The 20468-nt window shown below is 35.7% G+C and carries 9 protein-coding genes; 7 read left to right on the forward strand and 2 right to left on the reverse strand.

Features of this window, described 5'->3' with window-relative positions; translation table 11 throughout:
• Nucleotide 1 precedes the first annotated feature (1 nt).
• Nucleotides 2-3007 (reverse strand): SusC/RagA family TonB-linked outer membrane protein, encoded by a 3006-nt coding sequence (locus tag IE051_RS16720; RefSeq protein ID WP_189362554.1) that lies wholly within the window; start codon nt 3005-3007, stop codon nt 2-4.
• Between the two features lie 32 nt (nt 3008-3039).
• Entirely contained in the window at nt 3040-5622 is a 2583-nt protein-coding gene (locus IE051_RS16725; protein WP_189362555.1) for a glycoside hydrolase family 2 TIM barrel-domain containing protein, read from the reverse strand.
• Between the two features lie 236 nt (nt 5623-5858).
• On the opposite strand from IE051_RS16725, the gene IE051_RS16730 reads away from it, so the two are divergent.
• The 7 genes from IE051_RS16730 (at nt 5859) to IE051_RS16760 (ending at nt 20261) form a co-directional block, all read left to right on the forward strand.
• Nucleotides 5859-10019 (forward strand): hybrid sensor histidine kinase/response regulator transcription factor, encoded by a 4161-nt coding sequence (locus IE051_RS16730; RefSeq protein WP_189362556.1) that lies wholly within the window; start codon nt 5859-5861, stop codon nt 10017-10019.
• Between the two features lie 212 nt (nt 10020-10231).
• Complete coding sequence (locus IE051_RS16735) at nt 10232-11866, forward strand: alpha-L-fucosidase (protein WP_189362557.1); 1635 nt, start codon at nt 10232-10234, stop codon at nt 11864-11866.
• 62 nt (nt 11867-11928) lie between these two features.
• Nucleotides 11929-13458, forward strand: coding sequence for a sulfatase family protein (locus tag IE051_RS16740; RefSeq protein ID WP_229796855.1), 1530 nt, complete (start codon nt 11929-11931; stop codon nt 13456-13458).
• Nucleotides 13459-13463: 5 nt separating this feature from the next.
• Nucleotides 13464-14939, forward strand: a complete 1476-nt coding sequence (locus IE051_RS16745) for an arylsulfatase (protein ID WP_189362558.1) — start codon at nt 13464-13466, stop codon at nt 14937-14939.
• A 220-nt stretch (nt 14940-15159) separates the two neighbouring features.
• Complete coding sequence (locus IE051_RS16750; protein ID WP_189362559.1) at nt 15160-16587, forward strand: alpha-L-arabinofuranosidase family protein; 1428 nt, start codon at nt 15160-15162, stop codon at nt 16585-16587.
• A 2-nt stretch (nt 16588-16589) separates the two neighbouring features.
• A complete protein-coding gene (locus IE051_RS16755; protein ID WP_189362560.1) occupies nt 16590-18431 on the forward strand; it encodes a sulfatase in 1842 nt (613 codons plus the stop codon).
• Between the two features lie 36 nt (nt 18432-18467).
• Nucleotides 18468-20261, forward strand: coding sequence for a T9SS type A sorting domain-containing protein (locus IE051_RS16760; protein ID WP_189362561.1), 1794 nt, complete (start codon nt 18468-18470; stop codon nt 20259-20261).
• Nucleotides 20262-20468 lie beyond the last annotated feature (207 nt).

Below are 20468 nucleotides of genomic sequence, written 5' to 3' on the forward strand. Positions count from 1 at the left end.
TCTAAAATTCTGCATTAATTTTTAAACTAAACACCCTGTTTTGTGGATATATATTCCAATCAAGACCTGCTTTTGTTGGATTATTTCTAGAAGATAGTTCCGGGTCAAATCCATCATAATCCGTAAACACATGTAAATTTTCTCCTGAAATAGAAATTCTAAAATTGTTTAAACCTATTACGCTATTGGGCAGTTTATAGCTTAGTGTAATATTTTGAAACCTTACGAAAGAGGCCTTATTAATAAACCGGTCGTTTGAAACAGAGGAATTTGCCCAACCATTTTGCTTTGGAATATCTGTATCTGTATTAATAGGAGTCCATCTATTTTCGGCCGATTTCCACCAACGACTTTCGTTCTTTGCTTTATTTACATTAAAAAGCACATAATCAAAGGCTCCGGTAAAAGTCATGTCCAATGAAAAGTTGTTATATCGAAATGTATTGGTGAGTCCCATGGTTACCTTTGGCAGGCCACTTCCTAAAGAGACTCTGTCCTCATCATTAATTTTACCATCGCCATTTTGATCTTTAAACGTGTATTCTCCCGGTATAAGGTCAGGTTGCATTGCACTACTTTCACCAGCCTGTAATATACGATCCACTTCAAATCCATAAAAGGAACTAATTGGTTTTCCCACCTGTAACTTATGATATCCTGGATAATTGGAGCCTCCAACCCCTATGTTATCATCTAAAGCTAAACTTTCTGCTCCCTCAGGCAATTCGAGTACTTCATTCTCATTATAGGCAACGTTGTAATTTAAGTTCCATCTAAATTTATTTGTTCTAATTACCCTAGCGTCTATATTGAATTCAAGACCAGTATTTTTAACAGAACCAATATTTTGCAAGAACGTTTCTTTTCCCAGATAACGGCTAATATCTCTTTCAAAAAGTAAATCATCTGTTGTTTTATCATAATAATCAAATTCTATATTCACTCTGTTCTTTATGAGTCCCAGTTCAAAACCAATATTGAATTGTTTAGTAGTTTCCCACTTTAGATCTGGGTTTGGTATATTTAATGGACTAAAACCGACAGATCCACTTTCTCCACCCCAAGCATATGTTGACCAAGTGGTTTCAGATAAAGCATTCGAACGTCCAGCAGGGATTCTGTCATTTCCTGTCAATCCATAACTTCCTCTTATTTTCAATCTAGAAATGACATTAGAGTCCTTTAAAAAATCTTCATTTGAAGCATTCCATCCAAAGGCAACAGAAGGAAACACACCCGTTTTGTTGTTTGCTCCAAACCGCGACGATGCATCCAATCTAACGGTAGCTGTTAGCAAATACCTACTGTCATAATTATTGTTCATTCTAAAAAAGGCAGATTGTCTTTTAGTTGTCACATAATTAGAATTTAGGGGGTCAATTATATTTGCAGCACCTAAATTATGGTATAAATAAGCATCTGAATTAAATCCTTTTGCGATTGTTCTATATTGATCGTTAAAATTATTTTGCATCGATGCACCCAATAAAAACTTAGTATTATTCTTTTTAATATCAAGATTATAATTTAAAAAAGCCTCTAACAAAACATCTCTTACATCTTTATGACTAACTTCTGCATAGCCTCCAACTAGTCCACCCGCAGGAACAATTCTAGGAAGATATGTGCCTGAAAAAGAATCTTGTAGAAGAAATGCAGAATTAACTTTAACATCTAGATTCTTGTTAAATTTATATCCTAATCCAACAGTCGAATATACGCTCGTTCTTCTTAAGTCATTTGTTGATTCAAGAATCGCTGGTAGTGGGTTTTCGTCAAAAGTAGCCACATTATCAAGTGGTACGCCATAAGAACCATCGTCGTTATAGGCAGGAAACAAAGGCGAAGTATTTAGCAATCTATTCATTACATTTTCACGGCCATTTCCCTCAGAAAAGGAAAACGTATTAGTCATACTATGTGAAATTCGTATCGATCCGTCCATGAAAAATTTATCATTGAAGTCTTTAGAATAATTTGTAGAAAGCGTCAGTCTGTTAAACTCAGAATTTTTTATAACACCTTCATTTTTATAGTAACCCATGTTCACATTAAAAGTAGAACTTTCACCACGAGAATAAAGACCTACAGCATAATCGGTAAACATCCCTGTTCTTGTTCCTTCATCTATCCAGTCTGTACCATCTCCAATCTCAGCAATTTGCTCTTCACTATAAATAGGTTCATTACCAAGTTCTTCTTGTATTTGATTATCGATTGTAGCCATAACACTTCCTGAAGCGTATTCAATGGGTTTTACCAACACCTGTATTCCGGAAGCTGCACTAAACGTAACTCTCGTTTTTTCTTCCTTCGCTCTTTTTGTGGTAATCATCACAAGTCCGTTGGCTGCTCTAGATCCGTAAATGGCAGTTGCCGAGGCATCTTTTAATATATCAATACTTGCAATATCATTAGGGTTCATATCTGTACCTAAACTAAAAGAATCTGGAACTGGAACACCATCTACGACATAAAGTGGATTGTTATTTCCTGAAATAGAGTTCGCTCCTCTAATTTGAATAGTAGCCGCAGCTCCTGGCTCTGCCCCACTCGATGAGGTTACTCTTGCACCCGCTACCTTACCTCTAATTAAACCTTGTACACTGTTTTGGTTTCCTTCAACAAATTTATCTGAAGTAATCGACTTTACAGAACCTGTTAAATCCGATTTTTTTGCAGTTCCATATCCAATTACAACTACTTCGTCAAGTTTTGCTAAATCTTCCTTTAGTGAAATATTTATGGTTGTTTGGTTACCAATTGTTACAGATTGACTCACAAATCCCAAAAAAGAATATTCTAAAACTTCCCCTTGCTTGGCGGTAATGTTATAGTTTCCATCATAATCCGAAGACGCTCCCGTATTCTTACCTTTTACAGTAATATTTACTCCTGGCAACGGATCGCCAGCTTCATCAGAAACTGTTCCTGAAATAGTACTCTGTGACCATGAGACCAAAGTACCAAGACAAAAAACTAGATAAATGGTTAATTTAATTTTCATAATTTAATAAAATTTAGTTTAGTTATTATTACTTATTTGCTAGTTAGATTTATAGTTTTTTCTTTTCCCTCTTTAGTTTTTATTTTTATTTTTATTACACCGCTACTTTGAGCCTCTATAAAAGCCACCAATTTACCTCTAAAAGCTCTTTTTGAATCTGAACTATATGGCGTTAAATCTATAGGGTTTCCGTTGTCTAACCCTTTTAATTTCCCGGCTCCTTTTACCTCAATGGTCATATAATTATCTGCTAGTGGAAACATGTTGCCCTTACTGTCAACAATATCAATAATAAGAAGGGTGTTTTCGCGTGTCTTAGCAGACAATACATCTTTGCTTGTTGTAACTTTTAAGTGATAATCTCCTGTTGCTGTACTATATGATTTTTTAGCAACTTCTTTTCCTTTATTGTAGCCTTTAGCTGTTAAGGTTCCGTTAGCATAAGGAACGTTCCAAACAAGTTGTTCTCCTTTATAGACCTGTTTTCCTAAAGATCTGTTATTTAAGAATAATTCTACTTCATCCGTATTTGTATAAACAACTACAGGAATATTAACGCCTTCTTTTCCGGGATGTGTCCAATGAGGCAGAAGGTGTACCATTGGTTTTTCATCCCAAAGACTTTGGTATAAATAATAATGATCTTTAGGCAAGTTTGCGATATCAATAACTCCAAAATTTGCAAACCTTGAAGGCCATTGATTGGTTTCTCCAAGATAATCAAATGCGGTCCATCTAAACTGCCCCATAACATAATCCAATTCTTCAACTTTTTGCCATGCCTTTCTCGCGCTTGACCTCACGGTTGCATTATCATATGATGATTGGTAATATAGATTTTCTTTCCACAGGTTAGTATTCACAATAGGATATAAACTATCTTTTATGGTGTAGAATGCTGTTTTTTCTTCTGGAAAAATTTCATTTTGAGACAGGTCTGGAATTGGATATAATTTCCCTTCTAATCCTTTCATAGTACCTGCCGTACCTTTTCTAATTTCCCATTTAGCGGGAAAATCTCTACGTCTCCAATTTGTTATTGTTCTATACACCCCTCTGGTTTGATAAGTATGAGGGACTTCTGTTCCAATAATTGGGACTGTTGGGTGTTTTTCATGGTATGACTCAAACCTCCCTATTTCTTCACCGTCACCATTAAATCCTTTTATGTCAAGTTGTGTATTGGCCAAATGGTCAACCATGCCTCTTGTAGGGTCATGGCCTCCTTGAGTAATTGGTCTGGTGTCATCAATATTTTTAATAAAGTCTATAAGCGTTTTTTGAGTCTCTAATGATGGCTTCTTTACTTCATTACCAATACTATACATAAATACACTAGGGTGATTTCTATTTGTTTTAATCCACGAAGTCACATCTTTTTGCCAGTTTTCTTTAAAATACAAACCGTAATCATCTTCTGCCTTAGCATTTTCCCAGCCATCAAAGACTTCATCTAAAACAAGTAAACCAAGAGAATCACAAAGCGTATAAAACTCAGGAGAAAATGGGTTATGTGCTGTTCTTATAGCATTACACCCCATGTCTTTCAAGAGTTTTAGCCTATACTCAAGAATACTTTTAGGAACCGCTGCTCCATATATTCCAGCTGCATGGTGCATACAAACCCCCTTTATTTTAATATTTTCGTTATTTAATTTAAATCCCCATTTGGAGCTAAACTCAATGTTTCTTATACCGAAGTAAGTAGTATCAGAGTCTACTAAAAAACCTTCTTTGTCATACAATTCATTAACCATGATATGCCTGTTAGGCGATTTTACAGACCATAATTGTGGCTCAATCAGTTCTATTTTTTGAGAATCAATATGACTTGTATTTGATGTTATATTTATATCTTTCTCTTTACTGGTTATAAGTTTTAAGTTGTCATCAAATACTTTTTGTACCAAAACACCTTTGAGCTTATCATCCGTTTTATTTAGTATTTCAGCATTTGAATTAAGCTGGACTAAGCTATCATTAATAAATTTGACATTAACGTATTGCTCTAAAGTTTTAAAATGGACTTTTGGCATTACCCTCAGCCACACATTTCTATAAATTCCAGACCCAGTGTACCATCTACCAGATTTTGCCTTAGAATGGTCCACCTTTACAGCTATGGTATTTTGCCCTTTTCTTAAAAATGGAGTGATATCATAAGTAAACCCAGTGTAGCCATATTTTTGGTTACCAACAAATGAGCCATTTATCCAAACCGAACTGTTCATATAAACACCGTCAAATTGTAATTCAATAGTATGCTTTTTGGGGTCTTCAATAAGTGTCAATTCTTTTCTATACCATCCTATACCAATGGGAAGGTAACCAGACTGCCAATCTGTTCCATATATAGTGTCATATTTTCCTTCTACCCCCCAATCATGAGGCAGCTCTAATGTTCTCCAAGAAGCATCATCAAAATTATCATTACTATAAGCCATGTTATCGCCCAATTGAAAATGCCAATCTTTGTTCAGCTTATAAAGGTGTCTATCCAAGTTTGACGAACCCTCTCTTTGAGTTTTATTGACACCTAAACTTGTCATCACAAAACTGGACAAAGCAATTAAACTTAAAAAACTTATGAGATAGGTTTTAGTATTTATTTTCATAGTGTGTAGGTAATCTAGCTAATTAATTGATTTTATTTTACATCTGCAAAATGCAGACTACTAGCAATGAAAAGGGTTTAACATTGACAATTCAAAACTAACCGAAATAAACAGTTACCATAGGAGGTATTTCATCCATTTAAAAGGGGGTATTCATCTAAATGATTGTTTTTGCAACATTCAATTGAAAAGAGTCGTAAAAAAAATTAGATTTGTTTATCCTATAAAAACTTAAAATGAATACCTTCTATAAAACCTTATGCCTTTATTTTTTTTGTTGCTCCTGTTTGATAGGACAACAATTAAATCGAGTAGAAGGTTTTAAGCAGATTTCAACGAACGAAGGTCTTTCTCATGGAGATGCCATAAATATTATACAAGACACGAACAATTTCCTTTGGATAGGAACTAACAGTGGCTTAAATAAGTATGATGGATATACCATTGAAAAGCACAAATGGGACCCTAATAATGCAGAAAGTATTCCTGGGAATAGGATTCATAAATTAATACCTTCCAAGGATAGAATATGGATTTTGATTCAAGACAAGGGGTTGTATTGCTATGATCTATTAACATTAACATTCCATTTAGTAATTGATGTTCCTAAACTAGCTCCTAATACCTTTATGTTAGAAATAGACCAAGATAAAAATATATGGTTTTTCCATAGCAATACAGGGTTGATAACCTTTTCTACCAATCAGACTTTTATAAATAAAAATCAATCAACAAAATTTAATTTTAAGAATATTTCATTTGATGGAGCCTCTCTGCGATTGCCTGAATTAAAAAAAATGCTGGAGATAGATGGGAAACAGTTTTTCTTTGATATTAAAGGTGTAGTTCATGTATATGATAACACTAAAAAGCATGTTACACATTGGTCTAACTTGAATAAAGGTCAATTCATTGCAGCATATAATCTTGATGATAATAGAACCATGGTTAGCTGTAAAAAAGGTCTTTTTATTTGGAATCCCAATTCTAAGAAATTAGATAAAGTATTAATAGAGAATCATGCTGGATTTAATAATAACAATGCAGTAAAAACAATTTGTAAAACAGACCAAACTTATTTTTTAGGAACAGAAAAAGGGCTGTATAAAGGTGTTTTTAATTTAGAAAATCAACTTGAAATTGAGGAAGTCATTCCTTTAGTTAATATTAATGATGTTTTTATTGATACCTATAATATGCTTTGGGTAGCAACTTCCGGCAATGGTCTTTTTTATCAAAATTTACGAAAGTTACCTTTTGGACATATTCTTCAATCAAATTCTACGCTTGCTAACAACAATAGCTTAATTCAGAGTTTTATTTCGGCCATATTGAAAAATAAAATCGATAAAGAAGAACTATGGATTGGCTCAAGAAATGGATTGTCCATCTATAACATAAAAACCAAAGAGTATATAACTGAAATTAAAAGGCTTAGAAATAAGCATATCAGATTTCTTTTTCAGGATTCAGAGGATGATATCTGGGTAGGGACAAAAACAGATGGTTTGTACAGGTTTAGGGGTAAAAAACTTGTGAAGCACTATAAGAAAGAAATTGATGTTACTAATCAAATAAGTAGCAACCATATAGTATCCATTGCAGAAGATCATTTAGGGCAAATATGGATTGCAAATTTCAATGATGGTATTAATATCTATAATAAAAAAACAGATTCTTTTCAACATATTTTTCATGAACCTTTTAATAAGCAATCATTAGGCAGTAATAAGCTTACGTACCTGTATTTTAATCATGGTAGAAAAAGTATGTATATTTCAAGTAGAGATTCTGGTTTAACCGTAGTAGATCTTAAAGACTCTAATGAAATGCGTTATTCTCATATAGTTGCAGATGGGGCTCCTAATGGGCTCAGTATAAATCATACGTGGACTATCATTTCAAAAAATGATGATGTATTATATATAGGAACAATTGGTGGAGGCTTGAATATCTTAGAGTATCAAAATGATAATTTATATACTGTTGAAAGCGTAACAACCGCATTAGGATTGGCAGATAATGATATTGCTTCTGTACAAATAGATTCTAAAAACAGAATTTGGATTGGTGGACGTGGTATTTCTGTCTATGATCCAAATTCAAAAAAAATCAGCAATTATGATGTCGAAGATGGACTCCAGAGTAATTCATTTAAAATAGGCGCTTCTTTTTATGATGCAAATGATAGTATCATGTACTTTGGTGGTGTAAATGGAATAAATTTCTTTAATCCAGGAGAAATAAAATCAACAATAACAACCACAGATATTCAAATTACAGGGGTAGAAATATTTAATTCGCCAGTGGCCATAGGAAAGAATATTAATGATAGAATTCTATTACATTCAAAAATAACAGATACCACAAAAATTCGGTTAAAAGCGAAAGAAAATCAATTTAGTATAAATTACAAACCATTAAACTATATAAACCCCAAAAAAAATAGTGTAAAATACAAATTAGAGCCTTATCAAAAAGAATGGGTAACCAGTTTTTACCCCAACCATAAAGCAACATTTTCTAATTTACCAAAAGGGAACTATACATTCAGGATCAAGGCCGCCAATAAGGACGGATTATGGAGTTCTGATGAAGCCAAACTAAATATTTATATTGAACCCTACTGGTATTTTAGCAATCTGGCATATTTGTTTTATTTCATTTTTATTTCTGCTTTGTTTTATTCTTACCATCGCTATACAAGCAATCGACAAAAAATGGTAGACAAGTTAATGGAGGCTGAAAAAAAGCATTTGTTGAATCAGGAAAAATTAGATTTTTTCACAAAAATATCTCACGAGATAAGAACACCTTTGACATTAATTACGGGGCCTTTAGAAGATTTAATAGAAGATCGTGAAACCATTCAAAACAAAAAAGACGTTTTAAAATCTATGCGTAAACACACCAATAGGCTTTTGAATATGGCAAACAACCTATTGGATTTTCGAAAAATGGATTTAGGGCATGAAGTATTAACCGCTTTGCCCACAGAAATAAATGAATTTACTTCAGAGATTTTTCTGTTTTTTAAAGAAAAAGCAGCTTCTAAAAACATAGACTATCAACTTATTAGATCTCCAAAAGAAATCACGGTTTATGTAGACAGAGAAAAGTTAGAAACCATACTTATAAATTTACTATCGAATGCTTTTAAGTTTACACCAGCAAATGGTTCTATTTCTCTAAAGATTGAACTAAAAGGAGATGGTAATAAAGATGCGGTTTTCAATGACAATGAAGAACCCATATTAAATTATTTAAAAATTGCAATTGTAGATTCAGGCAAAGGAATCCATTTGAAAAAGATGGATAAAATTTTCAATCAATATTACCAATTAGAAAAGAACAACACATTCAAAACAAAGGGGACTGGTATTGGTCTTGCTTTGGTGAAGAGTATTTGTAAATTACATCATTTTAAAATAGATGCTGTTAGCAAACCAAACAAAGGAAGCATTTTTTCATTACGAATCCCTATGGGAAAAGCATACTTAGGAAGTGATGAGATACAAGATGAAAATTCACATCAATTCATCCAACCTGTTGACGCCCAAAATTCAGTAGAAACCCTAAAAGATTTTGAACAAACTATTTTAGACTTGATTGACAAAGACACCATTATCACTAAGAAAATACTTATCGTCGAAGACAATAAAGAAATCCAACTCTACATTAGCAACCATGTAAGAAAGTATTTTAAAGTTTTTACTGCTGAAAATGGAAAAGAAGGTTTTGAAATTGCCCAAAGAGAACTGCCTGATGTGATTTTAAGTGACGTGATGATGCCAATAATGGACGGTATGGAATTTAGTAGACTCATAAAAACTAATAAAGAACTACATCATATTCCCATCATTTTATTAACAGCAGTAACCTCTACAGCCAATGAATTAGAAGGTCTTAAACTAGGTATTGAGGATTACATAAGAAAGCCCTTTAAAATTGAACTATTGTTGGCAAAAGTTTTTACAATTCTGGAGAACAGAAAATATGTTGCCGACCATTACGCAAAACAATTGCATTTTAGCCCTGATTCTATTGGCAATTTAACAGATGATGATATATTCCTGCAAAAGACCATTCAGTTGATTGAAGAAAACATTGAAAATGACTCTCTTAACATTACCTTCTTATGCAATGCCATGGCAATGGGTAGAACCAAACTATATACAAAAATCAAAGAATTGACAGATAAGTCTATCGTAGAATTCGTGAGAGATATTCGCATAAAAAAGGCTGGAAGTTTGTTAGTTAACACAGATCAAACAGTTCAGGAAGTGATTTTAAATGTAGGCTTGAATGATGTAAAATATTTCCGAAAACATTTCAAAGCCATGTTCAACCAAACACCTACTGAATATAGAAAATCGAAAGGAGCTATTACCTCCTAAATCGGCTTGATTCTCTCTGTAAAAACATCCATTACTACCTCTTTGTTGATTCGTTTCCTCATCATTCAGCTATGCACATCTTAGTGCGTAAATAAGTCCCGAAATGACCATATAGTTGATTCACACCGTTAACAAAGTCATTTAGACCTCTATGGATTTTACATTCTGTCAATACATTTGACAATAACAAAATCACTAACTAAACAAATACAATGAAAAACAAGTACAAGTTTGCATTGAGCCTCTTATTTCTTACGAGTATAATTGCATCCAGTCAAATACAATATAAAGCAACAAAAGCATCTCTTTCTCAATACGAAGTTCCTGAATGGTACCAAGATGCTAAAATTGGATTTTTTTACCATTGGGGACCACAAACAGCACTTGGCGATCATTGGACCAAAGACATTTCTGACTTCTGTATGCAAAAAGGAAAATATAAAGATTCAAATATCGGGATTGAAAACCCCGTTGGGCAGTGGGGCTCACATATGTATCCTAACATGAAGAATGGGGTAATAGAGCCAGACAGCTTACAGTCGACAGCCTATCTTATTCATAAACAGATTTATGGTGATCCAAAAGATTTCGGTTATAAGGATTTGATTCCACTGATGAGCGATAAGGGTTGGAATCCAGAGGAGATGGTGCGTTTGCTTGATGAGGCCGGCGTAAAATACATTGTACCACAAGCCATTCATCACGATGGTTTTGCCATGTGGGACTCAAAAGTTATCGATGAATTCAATGCTGCCAAAATGGGTCCTAAAAGAAACACCACTAAAGAAGTCATTGATGCTGCACGTAAACGCGGAATAAAAGTTGGAGTATCTACACATGCCTCACGTCATTCTTGGTATTACAAGAAGATACCGGGATATGACACCGGAAATCCACGCTATGACCAGTTATATGGTGTAGGTTTGGGTAAAGATGGATTGCCTCAGCCCTACGCCGTCGAGAAGTGGGAAAACACGATAGGGGAACTCGTTGATATGTTTCAACCTGACTATATCTTCGTGGATGGAGGGAGTGCGGACATTTTCACTGAAAACGGAAGTTATCTATGGCAAGATGCTTTTCGTCGTGTGCTTTCTAATTATTACAACCAAGCACAGAAAGGAGGTTGGGATCCAGTTCTAAGCTTCAAACGAGAATCACTTTGGAAAGAAGAAGCCGTGCCTGACTATGAGGGAGGAAATCTAATTGATATTGCACCCTACAAATGGCAAACACATGCTTCCATCACCGGTTGGTTCTATCGCCCAGGTAGAGGAAGGAGAACCCCTACCCCAATTTTATTCTCTAAAATTATCGATGCCGTAAGTAAGAATGGAAACATATTACTCAATCTGGCTATCAAAACGGATGGATCCATTCAAGAGAAGGAAATCACTTTTCTGAAAGACATGGCTTCCTGGATGCAAGTAAATGGAGAAGGAATTCATGCAACACGCCCCTGGTTGGTATATGGTGAGCTCGAACCGGGAACAAGCCTTGGATTTGTTTCAATGGAAAAGAAGAAACGGAAAGTGTATAACGATCCGGAAAAAATAGAAATGGGACGCTATAAACTACACCCAGGTGATATTCGATATACCCGAAGTAAAGACGAAAAAAACATCTATGCAACCCGTATTTCCTGGCCTGAAAAGCCCTTTGTTCTGACATCTTTTGGAAAGAATGCCGCCGGGAAAACTATTGATATTGAATCCATTTCATTGCTAGGTAGTGATGCTAAAATCTCTTGGAAGAAAACTCCTGAAGGATTGCTTATTACACCTCCGTCAACGCCTGTCTTCAAAGACAAAACATGGCCGGTAATGTTTAAGATTGTAAAACACTAATGATGAGCTCTATGAGATATATTTATATATTTATTTTTACAATTGACCTGTTAACGTTAAACTTGTCAGCACAAAAAATATCAAATATTGAAAATAATCATAAAAGGCCCAATATACTTTTCATCCTCGCCGATGACCAGTCACCTTTCGACCTGAAACTATATAACAAGAGTTCAATTCTTGAGACTCCGGTTCTTGATAAACTAGCGTCTGAAGGGATGGTTATTGACGGGGCCTATCACATGGGTTCGTGGACTGCGGGCGTGTGCACCCCGTCTCGACACATGATAATGTCTGGACGTACAGTGTGGCATATTCCTGATAAGCCACAGTATGAGAATAAGAGAAATCCTTATATTGGAAACATCAATCTGGTGCCTGCTGATTTACCGGAGCACACGTTGGCAGAAATATTCAACCGTTCGAGTTATAAAACAATGCGAACGTGTAAATCGAACAATAGCTATACTGCAGCCAACGAAAAGTTTATGGTTAATCATGAAAAAATATGTCGTGAAGCTGACGATGAAAATGGTAGCGCATGGCACGCGCAGCAGGTTCTAAACTACCTAAACGACCGTGATGTAAATAATGAAAAAGATCCTTTTTTGATTTATTTAGGTTTCTCACATCCACACGATACGCGTAATGGTAAAGTTGATTTGCTTGCTAAATATGGTGCAGTCAATCACACGGACATAAACTCACTTCCTCCAGCAAATACAAAGCAGCCCTCACTTCCACAGGGCTATCTAGAAAGTCATCCTTTCAGTATCGGGGGCAGTCGTGACGAAAATAAAGTAAGTGGTGTTTGGAAAAATCGTGACGAGCAAACCATTAGAAATGAATTAGGTCGCGAGTTTGCCTGCAGCGAAAATATTGACATTCAGATCGGTCAGGTTCTGCAAAAACTTGATGAGATGGGGGAGCTTGATAATACATATATCATCTATACTGCAGATCACGGCATTGCAATCGGACGCCATGGACTACAGGGAAAACAGAACCTGTATGAGCATACATTGCGTGTTCCTTTTATAGTGAAAGGACCAGGAATTAAAGCCGGTTCAAGGGCTCAGGGAAATATTTATCTACTAGATGTATTGGGAACGCTTTGCGACCTTGCCAATATTGAAGCCCCAAAGACGATGGAAAGCACCAGTTTTAAATCCGTGCTCGAAGGCCAGCAGACAACCGTGCGCGATGTGATCTACGGTGTTTACAGCAACAATAATGGCACGACACCGGGAATCCGATCCGTGCGTAAAGGAGATTGGAAACTGATTAAATACGACAGGCTTGATGGCAAAGTGCGCGAGACCCAGCTATTTAATCTGAAAGAGAATCCCCACGAGCTTCTCAAAGAACATCATGCTACCGCGGTAACCGCCCTGACCGGTGTAACACCGTCGCCCGAACAAGTGAATCTTGCAGGTGATCCTAGTTACGCTGGGAAGTTAAAAGAAATGGAGGATTTACTCCTAGCTGAAATGCGCAATCATGATGATCCCTATCGTTTATGGAACCAACCCGATGAGGGTCTGATACGGAAGGGTGCCAAAAGTAAGTCGAAGAAAAAATCAAAGAAATAGTTGTTATGAAAGCAAATTTTTGTTTGTTAAAGATAGGTTGTGTGGCAGCTATTATGGGACTGTTCACTGCAAAAAATAGTCTATTGACGGCTCAAGGTACCTTGGCTAACACACGTCCAAACATTGTTTTTATTCTGAGCGATGATACAGGATGGGGAGAAATTGAGGCATCAGGTAATCCAGTAATCAAAACCCCAAACATTAACCTACTTTGGAAAGAAGGGATGCGATTTACAAATTATCATGTGGCACCTTCATGCGCTCCTACCCGAGCCCAACTTATGACAGGAAACCATGAATTTCATAGCGGAGTGACACACACCATCCTAAAACGAAACTATTTATCTCAAGAGGCTATAACCCTTCCACAAGTATTGAAAACAGCCGGGTATGCTACCGCTATGTTCGGAAAATGGCATTTGGGGCTCACGGAGGGTTATCGCCCAGACCAACGTGGTTTTGACAAATCTGTTAACGTGAATAACGATTCTCAAAAACATCATTGGAATCCCACATTACTCGACAATGGTAAGCTCCGTGACTCCAAGGGGTATCGTACCGATATCTTGTTCAATGAGGCTATGGGCTGGATAGAAAAGAATCAATCAAAACCTTTCTTTTGCTATATCCCCACATATAATGCACATGGCCCAACGGTGGTCGGTGAGGAATGGTCAAATCCCTATGAAAACAGGGGCTTGTATCAACAGAAAAAAGGAAAAAAATTTCGTGGTGTAGATTATTACGGTATGGTTTCCAATCTGGATTATAACATCGGCCGCATGCTTGCACACCTGGACAAACTAGGACTGAATGAAAACACACTTATTATTTACAGTACAGACAATGGGCATGCCATATCAGGTGCTTCAGGAGCCGGTCACGACTCAAATAACGGTAAACTTTTAGAAGGTGGACTTTACAATATGGGGATGCGTGGCGCAAAAGGACAGACCTGGCGAGGTAGTTCTTGTGTACCCCTCATTTTCTATTACCCAAAACGTATTCAACCCAATACAGAAAGCAATCATATAGCCGGTTCCATAGACATACTTCCAACATTGGCAGAACTGGGCGGAGCTAAGGTAAACCATGAAATTTCAGGACGTAGCCTGGTACCATTAATCGACAATTCTAAAAACGGTTGGCCTGACCGTATGCTTATCGTAACAAGATCGCGTTGGCCTGCAGGGGAAGCCGACGCTTACAAACACCGCAACTATGCAATTCAAACAGAACGCTATAGATTGGTAAATGGAACGGGACCACAAGGCCCTTGGAAATCTGTTGAAGAAGCCCAACTTTTCGACCATCAGAATGACCCTGCAGAAACCACCGATGTGTCATCAAGCTATCCAGAATTGAAACAGAAAATGCAGCAATATTATGACAACTGGTGGGATAACATGAGACCAAGAATGATCAATGAACAGGTGGCTATTGACTTTGAAAATAATCGTAAAAAAAACAAAAAGAAGTAGTCAAGAATTAAGTATATCACATACAATTACACCACTTTGACAAAATACACTCTAAATATTGATGAATTCCCCCCTACGTTATTTTTCAAAACAATTTAACTTTGAAGTAATACTAAACCATATGCCAACATACATCAAAAATGACAGCAAAAACTTTGAGTACGCTGTCAACTAAATGAACTAGAACATATATTTGTAAACACCCCATACCATAAAAACAATGCAATCAAAACAAGCTAAAACAAAACTCCTATTAGGAAGTCTAATACTATTTCTCTGGAACCATCTTCAGGCACAAGACAATTCTAAATTTAATATCAATACAGATGAAGTAAAGTGGACCATCAGTGAGTATCTCGTAGGTATGCATTCGGTTTACTCGTTTGAACCTGATGCCTTTTATGAAGATGGCAGTTATGCACAATGGATGAAAAGTACGGGAATTAATACCATGAGATATCCTGGTGGTACCATCGTTAAATATTGGGATTGGGAAAACCCAACTGGAGATTTAAAACAAGATTCCTGGGATCCAAATTGGAATCCTAAAAATCAGATAAAACCTGAAGAGTGGTTCGGATTGGATGAATATATCGCTGTTGTAAAACAATCAGGAATTACACCGTTGTTAGGTGTAAATATTACTTCGGGATATCAGTTCAACAGAGTAGAAGAAAGTATTGCACGCGCTGTTAAAATGGTAAAACATGTAAAAGATGCCGGACTAGGTGGCGCTTTTTGGTATCTAGGAAACGAAGGTAAAAATGGAGGATTGGAAAGTGAAGCAAAACTTTTTGTACAACATGCAAAAGCGATGAAGGCTGTTGACCCAGATATTAAATGTATGTTCAACCATAACAATTTAACACCTGAATATCTAAAAAAATATTTAGCCATTGCAGGAGATTATATCGATGTCGTAGAAACCCATGGAAAATGGCCTTATGGAGGTTCTCCAAAAGGCTATCAACCAGGAACTTTTGATGAATGGCAAGTAGAATCGCCTTTAAGAGATAGAAAGAATGGTAATAGAGTTTGGCGAGATCAAATCCCTTTATTGCAAAAAGCAGCTGAAGAAGCAGGCTACCCAAATATCAAATTTGCCAATAATGAATATGGCATTGGAAAGGGCTCAAATGTAACTGGCTTCGATCGTTTTTCAAAAAGTTTATTGGTAATTGACCTGCTTCAGGAATTTTTTATTGGCAATTGGTTTATGACCTGTTACTGGTCTCAACTTCGAAATTCTTCGTCAGAAGAAAGTGTTAGAAGTAGTGCTAAAGAAAATTACCGATTCAACGCAATGGGTTATGGCTTTGAATTATTAGCAAAAGCACAGGGAGCTGATATGCTTGATATTATTGACCTCGAGGAAAACAAGTCAGTTTATGGATTTGCCGCTAAAAAAGGAAATGAATATCTAGTTTACCTCTTGAATAAATCTAATGAAAAACAAAGTGTTTCAATAAAATTTGATTCTAGTAACAAATTAAAACTAGTCTTTAAAGAAGGACTGTCTATGGTTAATACTGAAGATAAATATGGTAAAATGATTTCTATTGAAATGAATGGTAATAAAGCCAAAAATTGCTTCAAAGCAAAATTAACACCAATGTCTTACACTAGGTTTACATTTAAAACGAAATAAGTATGAAAATTTATAAGTATAAATTCCTATTCATTTTAGTAATCTCGAGCCAAGTAATATTCGCTCAAAAAACAAATAAACCTAATATTATTTTTATCCTGGCAGATGATTTGGGATGGAGTGATGTTGGAGGTCGGTCAGATTTTTATGAAACCCCTAGAATTGATAAGTTCTTAGACCAAGGACTTACATTTAATTACGCGTACTCAAATGGTGCAAACTGCGCGCCAACAAGGGCGGCATATCTTAGTGGAAGGTATGCTGCAAAAACCGGAATTGTAGCTGTTTCTTCAACTACTAGAGGACTTGGTAAAAATAGGGCCGTCATTCCTCCAAACAGTGCAGGTAGCCTACCAGAAAATGTGTATTCTATTGCAAAAGCAATGAAAGATGCTGGATATTATACTGGAATTGTTGGAAAATGGCATGTAGGATATTATGGAAATAGTTACCCTTCCAACCAAGGATATGACACAAATTTTATCGCCTATAAACCAACCAACAAAGGTTATAAAAATGGACATGTGAAATATGGACCTGGTAGCAATGATTACAAATCCATGAGTACTTTGCCCTATTACGAAGAAGAAGATGGTCATGTTGGAAACATTTTAGCCAGAGAGGCACTGCACTTTTTAGAGAATGCAGCGAAACAAGAAAAGCCTTTCTTTTTAGACTATCACCAATTCTTGCCTCATGGGCCTTTACAAGCTCCGGAAAAATTCATTACACCCTATAAAAATAAACCGGCAAAAAAAGGTTTAGAATACGATAACAGACCTGATTATGCGGGTCAAATTGCCTGTTTGGATTACAATGTGGGCCGTATCCTAGACAAAGTGAATGAACTAGGTATTGCAGACAATACAATTATTGTATTCGCCTCAGACAACGGAGGTGTAGGAGATGCCACCAATGCAGGTTTTAGCAATATGGGTGTCAATACGTCAAACCTGCCTTTAAAAGGCCGAAAAAACCATGTTTATGAAGGCGGAATCAGAACGCCATTTTCTATCTACTGGCCAGGAATAACTAAACCAAATACTAGCACAGATCAACAATTGATGCTTTTTGACTTGTATCCAACTTTTGTTGATATTGCCCAAGGAAAATTAGATGAAAATGGAAACATAATAAAACCTGACAACAGTGTGTATGAAATTGATGGAAAAAGTCTAAAATCTGTGATAACAGGTAAGTCAAAACAGCTTACAGATAGAGATTTGTTTTGGATTTACCCTGCTTATGTAGGCGTACCTAATAAAATGGCAAGCACAGCACCTTATTTCCTGTCTGTTCCTCATGGAGCCATACGAACAGGTGATTTCAAACTGGTTTACAATTGGGAATATAATAAGGCAGAATTGTTCAACATCAAAGAAGACTTTGAAGAACTCCATAACATTGCTGCTAAGCATCCAGAAATGGTTGCCCTTATGACAGAAAAGTTAGTACTGCATGCTGGGAAATTTGCCCCAGTTAGAAAAATAGACACCCAATGGCCATTTGTGGGGACAGAATTGTCAAACAACATGGGTTCGACCAATATATATGTACAAGACATCAATGATGAAATCAGAAAAGTATTGGATTTCAAAAATGGAACTGGCGTGTACATTACCCATATCAGCAAGGAAAACTTTGTAAAAAAAAGTAAATCTATCAACGTGGCTTACAATTATTTGCTAACAAAAATTGATGGAATTGAGATTAAAAACACACAACATGCAAAAGAATTGCTAAAAGACAAAAAAATGGGAGCGGAAATACCTGCTACATTTTGGAAAATGGGAAAAGAAAAACCCTGCATTATAAAATTGGATAAAACACATAAAATAGAATAACTATTTCTGCTTATACAAAAACTAAACTACGCCACAATGAACTACAAATCAATTTTGTATCTCCTATTCTTAGGAATTTACACTCATAGTTACGCACAAAGTTTTGATAAGCAGTTTTACATCGACTTATCAGATGAAAAATGGACTATTAGCAAGTATCTACTTGGTATGCACTCTGTTTACTCAAGTGAACCTGATGATTTTTATACAGATGCTAGATATGAATTAGATAATGGTTTGGGCACCTATGCCGAATGGATGAAACAAACAGGTATTTCAACCATGAGATACCCCGGTGGCTCTATTGTAAAATATTGGGATTGGGAAGCACCAAATGGTGTAAGAAATGTAGATAAATGGTCACCAGAATGGAATCCTGAAAACCAAGTAGATGGAAGTCAATGGACAAGTTTAGATGAATACATACAAGTTGTTAAAGATTCTAATATAACGCCTTTATTTGGTGTAAACATAAGCTCCTGTGCCAGTCCACAAGCATATATTACCAAAAAGGAGAGTATGGAAAGAGCCGTAAGAATGGTAAATTATGTAAAAGCCCAAGGCTTGGGAGGTGCTTTTTGGTATTTGGGAAATGAAGGTATGAATGGCGGTTGGGCAGAAGAAGCTGCCTTGGTAAAATTCCACGCCTACCATATGAAACAAGCGGATCCAGACATCAAAATCATGTTCAATCATAACAACCTATCGACAAGTTATTTGAATCAATATCTTAATGAAGCAAAAAAGAAAGAGCATACAGGTGAAGCTACGGACATACAATATATTGACGTCGCAGAAACTCATGGGAAATGGCCGTATGGAGGTAGTCCAGATATTAACCAATACCCTGCAGCCACTTTTAGTGAATGGCAAACAGAATACCCATTAAGAGATAGAAAAAACAGACAAAGAGAATGGAGAAATGAATTAGTAGCTCTAAGAGCTGAAGCGGCAGCAACCGGAAATCCTGATTTGTTATTTGCGAACAATGAATATGGACATGGAAAAGGAAATAGAGCACTGAATTTTGATAAGTTTAGCAAGAATCTACTGGTAATTGATATGCTTCAAGAACATTTTATTGGAAATTGGGATATGACCTGTTATTGGTCTCAAATAAAAACTACACAATCGGAAGATACCAGTTTTGCTACAAATAGAAATTTTAATTACCAATTAAACGCTATGCACTTTGGCTTTGAGCTTTTAGCTGAAGCTCTTGAAGGTAAAATGATTAAACTAGAAGACCCAGTTATTGATGCACAAGTTGCAGCGTTAACAGAAGGTAATTATGCCTCAAATTCCGTTTATGGCTTTGTTGCCAGAAAGGACAATAAGTATCTTGTTTATGTATTGAACAAATCTTCAGAAACCAAAAAGGTTGAATTGAATTTTAACAATACGAATGGTCTCAATTTAAAATTAAGCAAGGCAGAATCTATGGTAAACACAACCGATGAATTTGGCGAAATAATTGAGCTTGTAGGGACAGAAACAAATACAAATCAATACAATATTGATCTCCCTTCATTATCTTATACAAAACTAACATACTTAGATGAGGATGCTTTGAGCGTACATAAAATAACCACTTCAGAATTTTGGAAAATAGCAGTACACCCAAATCCATCTAAAAACTTAATTTTTGTAGATTCCAATTTCCCAACAGACAGATATTGGCTGTATAATATTCAAGGCCAATTACTCAAAAAAAATATTTTATCCCATGATAATATTATTAATATAGAGTATCTAGACAGTGGAACTTATGTTTTAAAAATTCAAAACAAAGCGTATCAACAACAAAGGGTTAAGATTATTAAAGAATAGATAATACAAAAATATGAATAGAGGTGCTTTCTTTGAAAGCATTTTTTTTTGTATATAATCAAGAAGAAAGTTTAAAAAGGGTAGACTTTCCCGATTTTGTGACCTTCCTGTTTTTGGAGTTACAACATTTACTAGGACATTATTTTAAGCCTGTTTAAATAAAAACAACCTATTAGACAAAACACACCGTTAATATCGTTGAATTAC

The sequence above is a fragment of the Algibacter mikhailovii genome, assembly GCF_014651495.1.
In the GTDB taxonomy this organism is placed as follows: Bacteria; Bacteroidota; Bacteroidia; order Flavobacteriales; family Flavobacteriaceae; genus Algibacter_E; species Algibacter_E mikhailovii.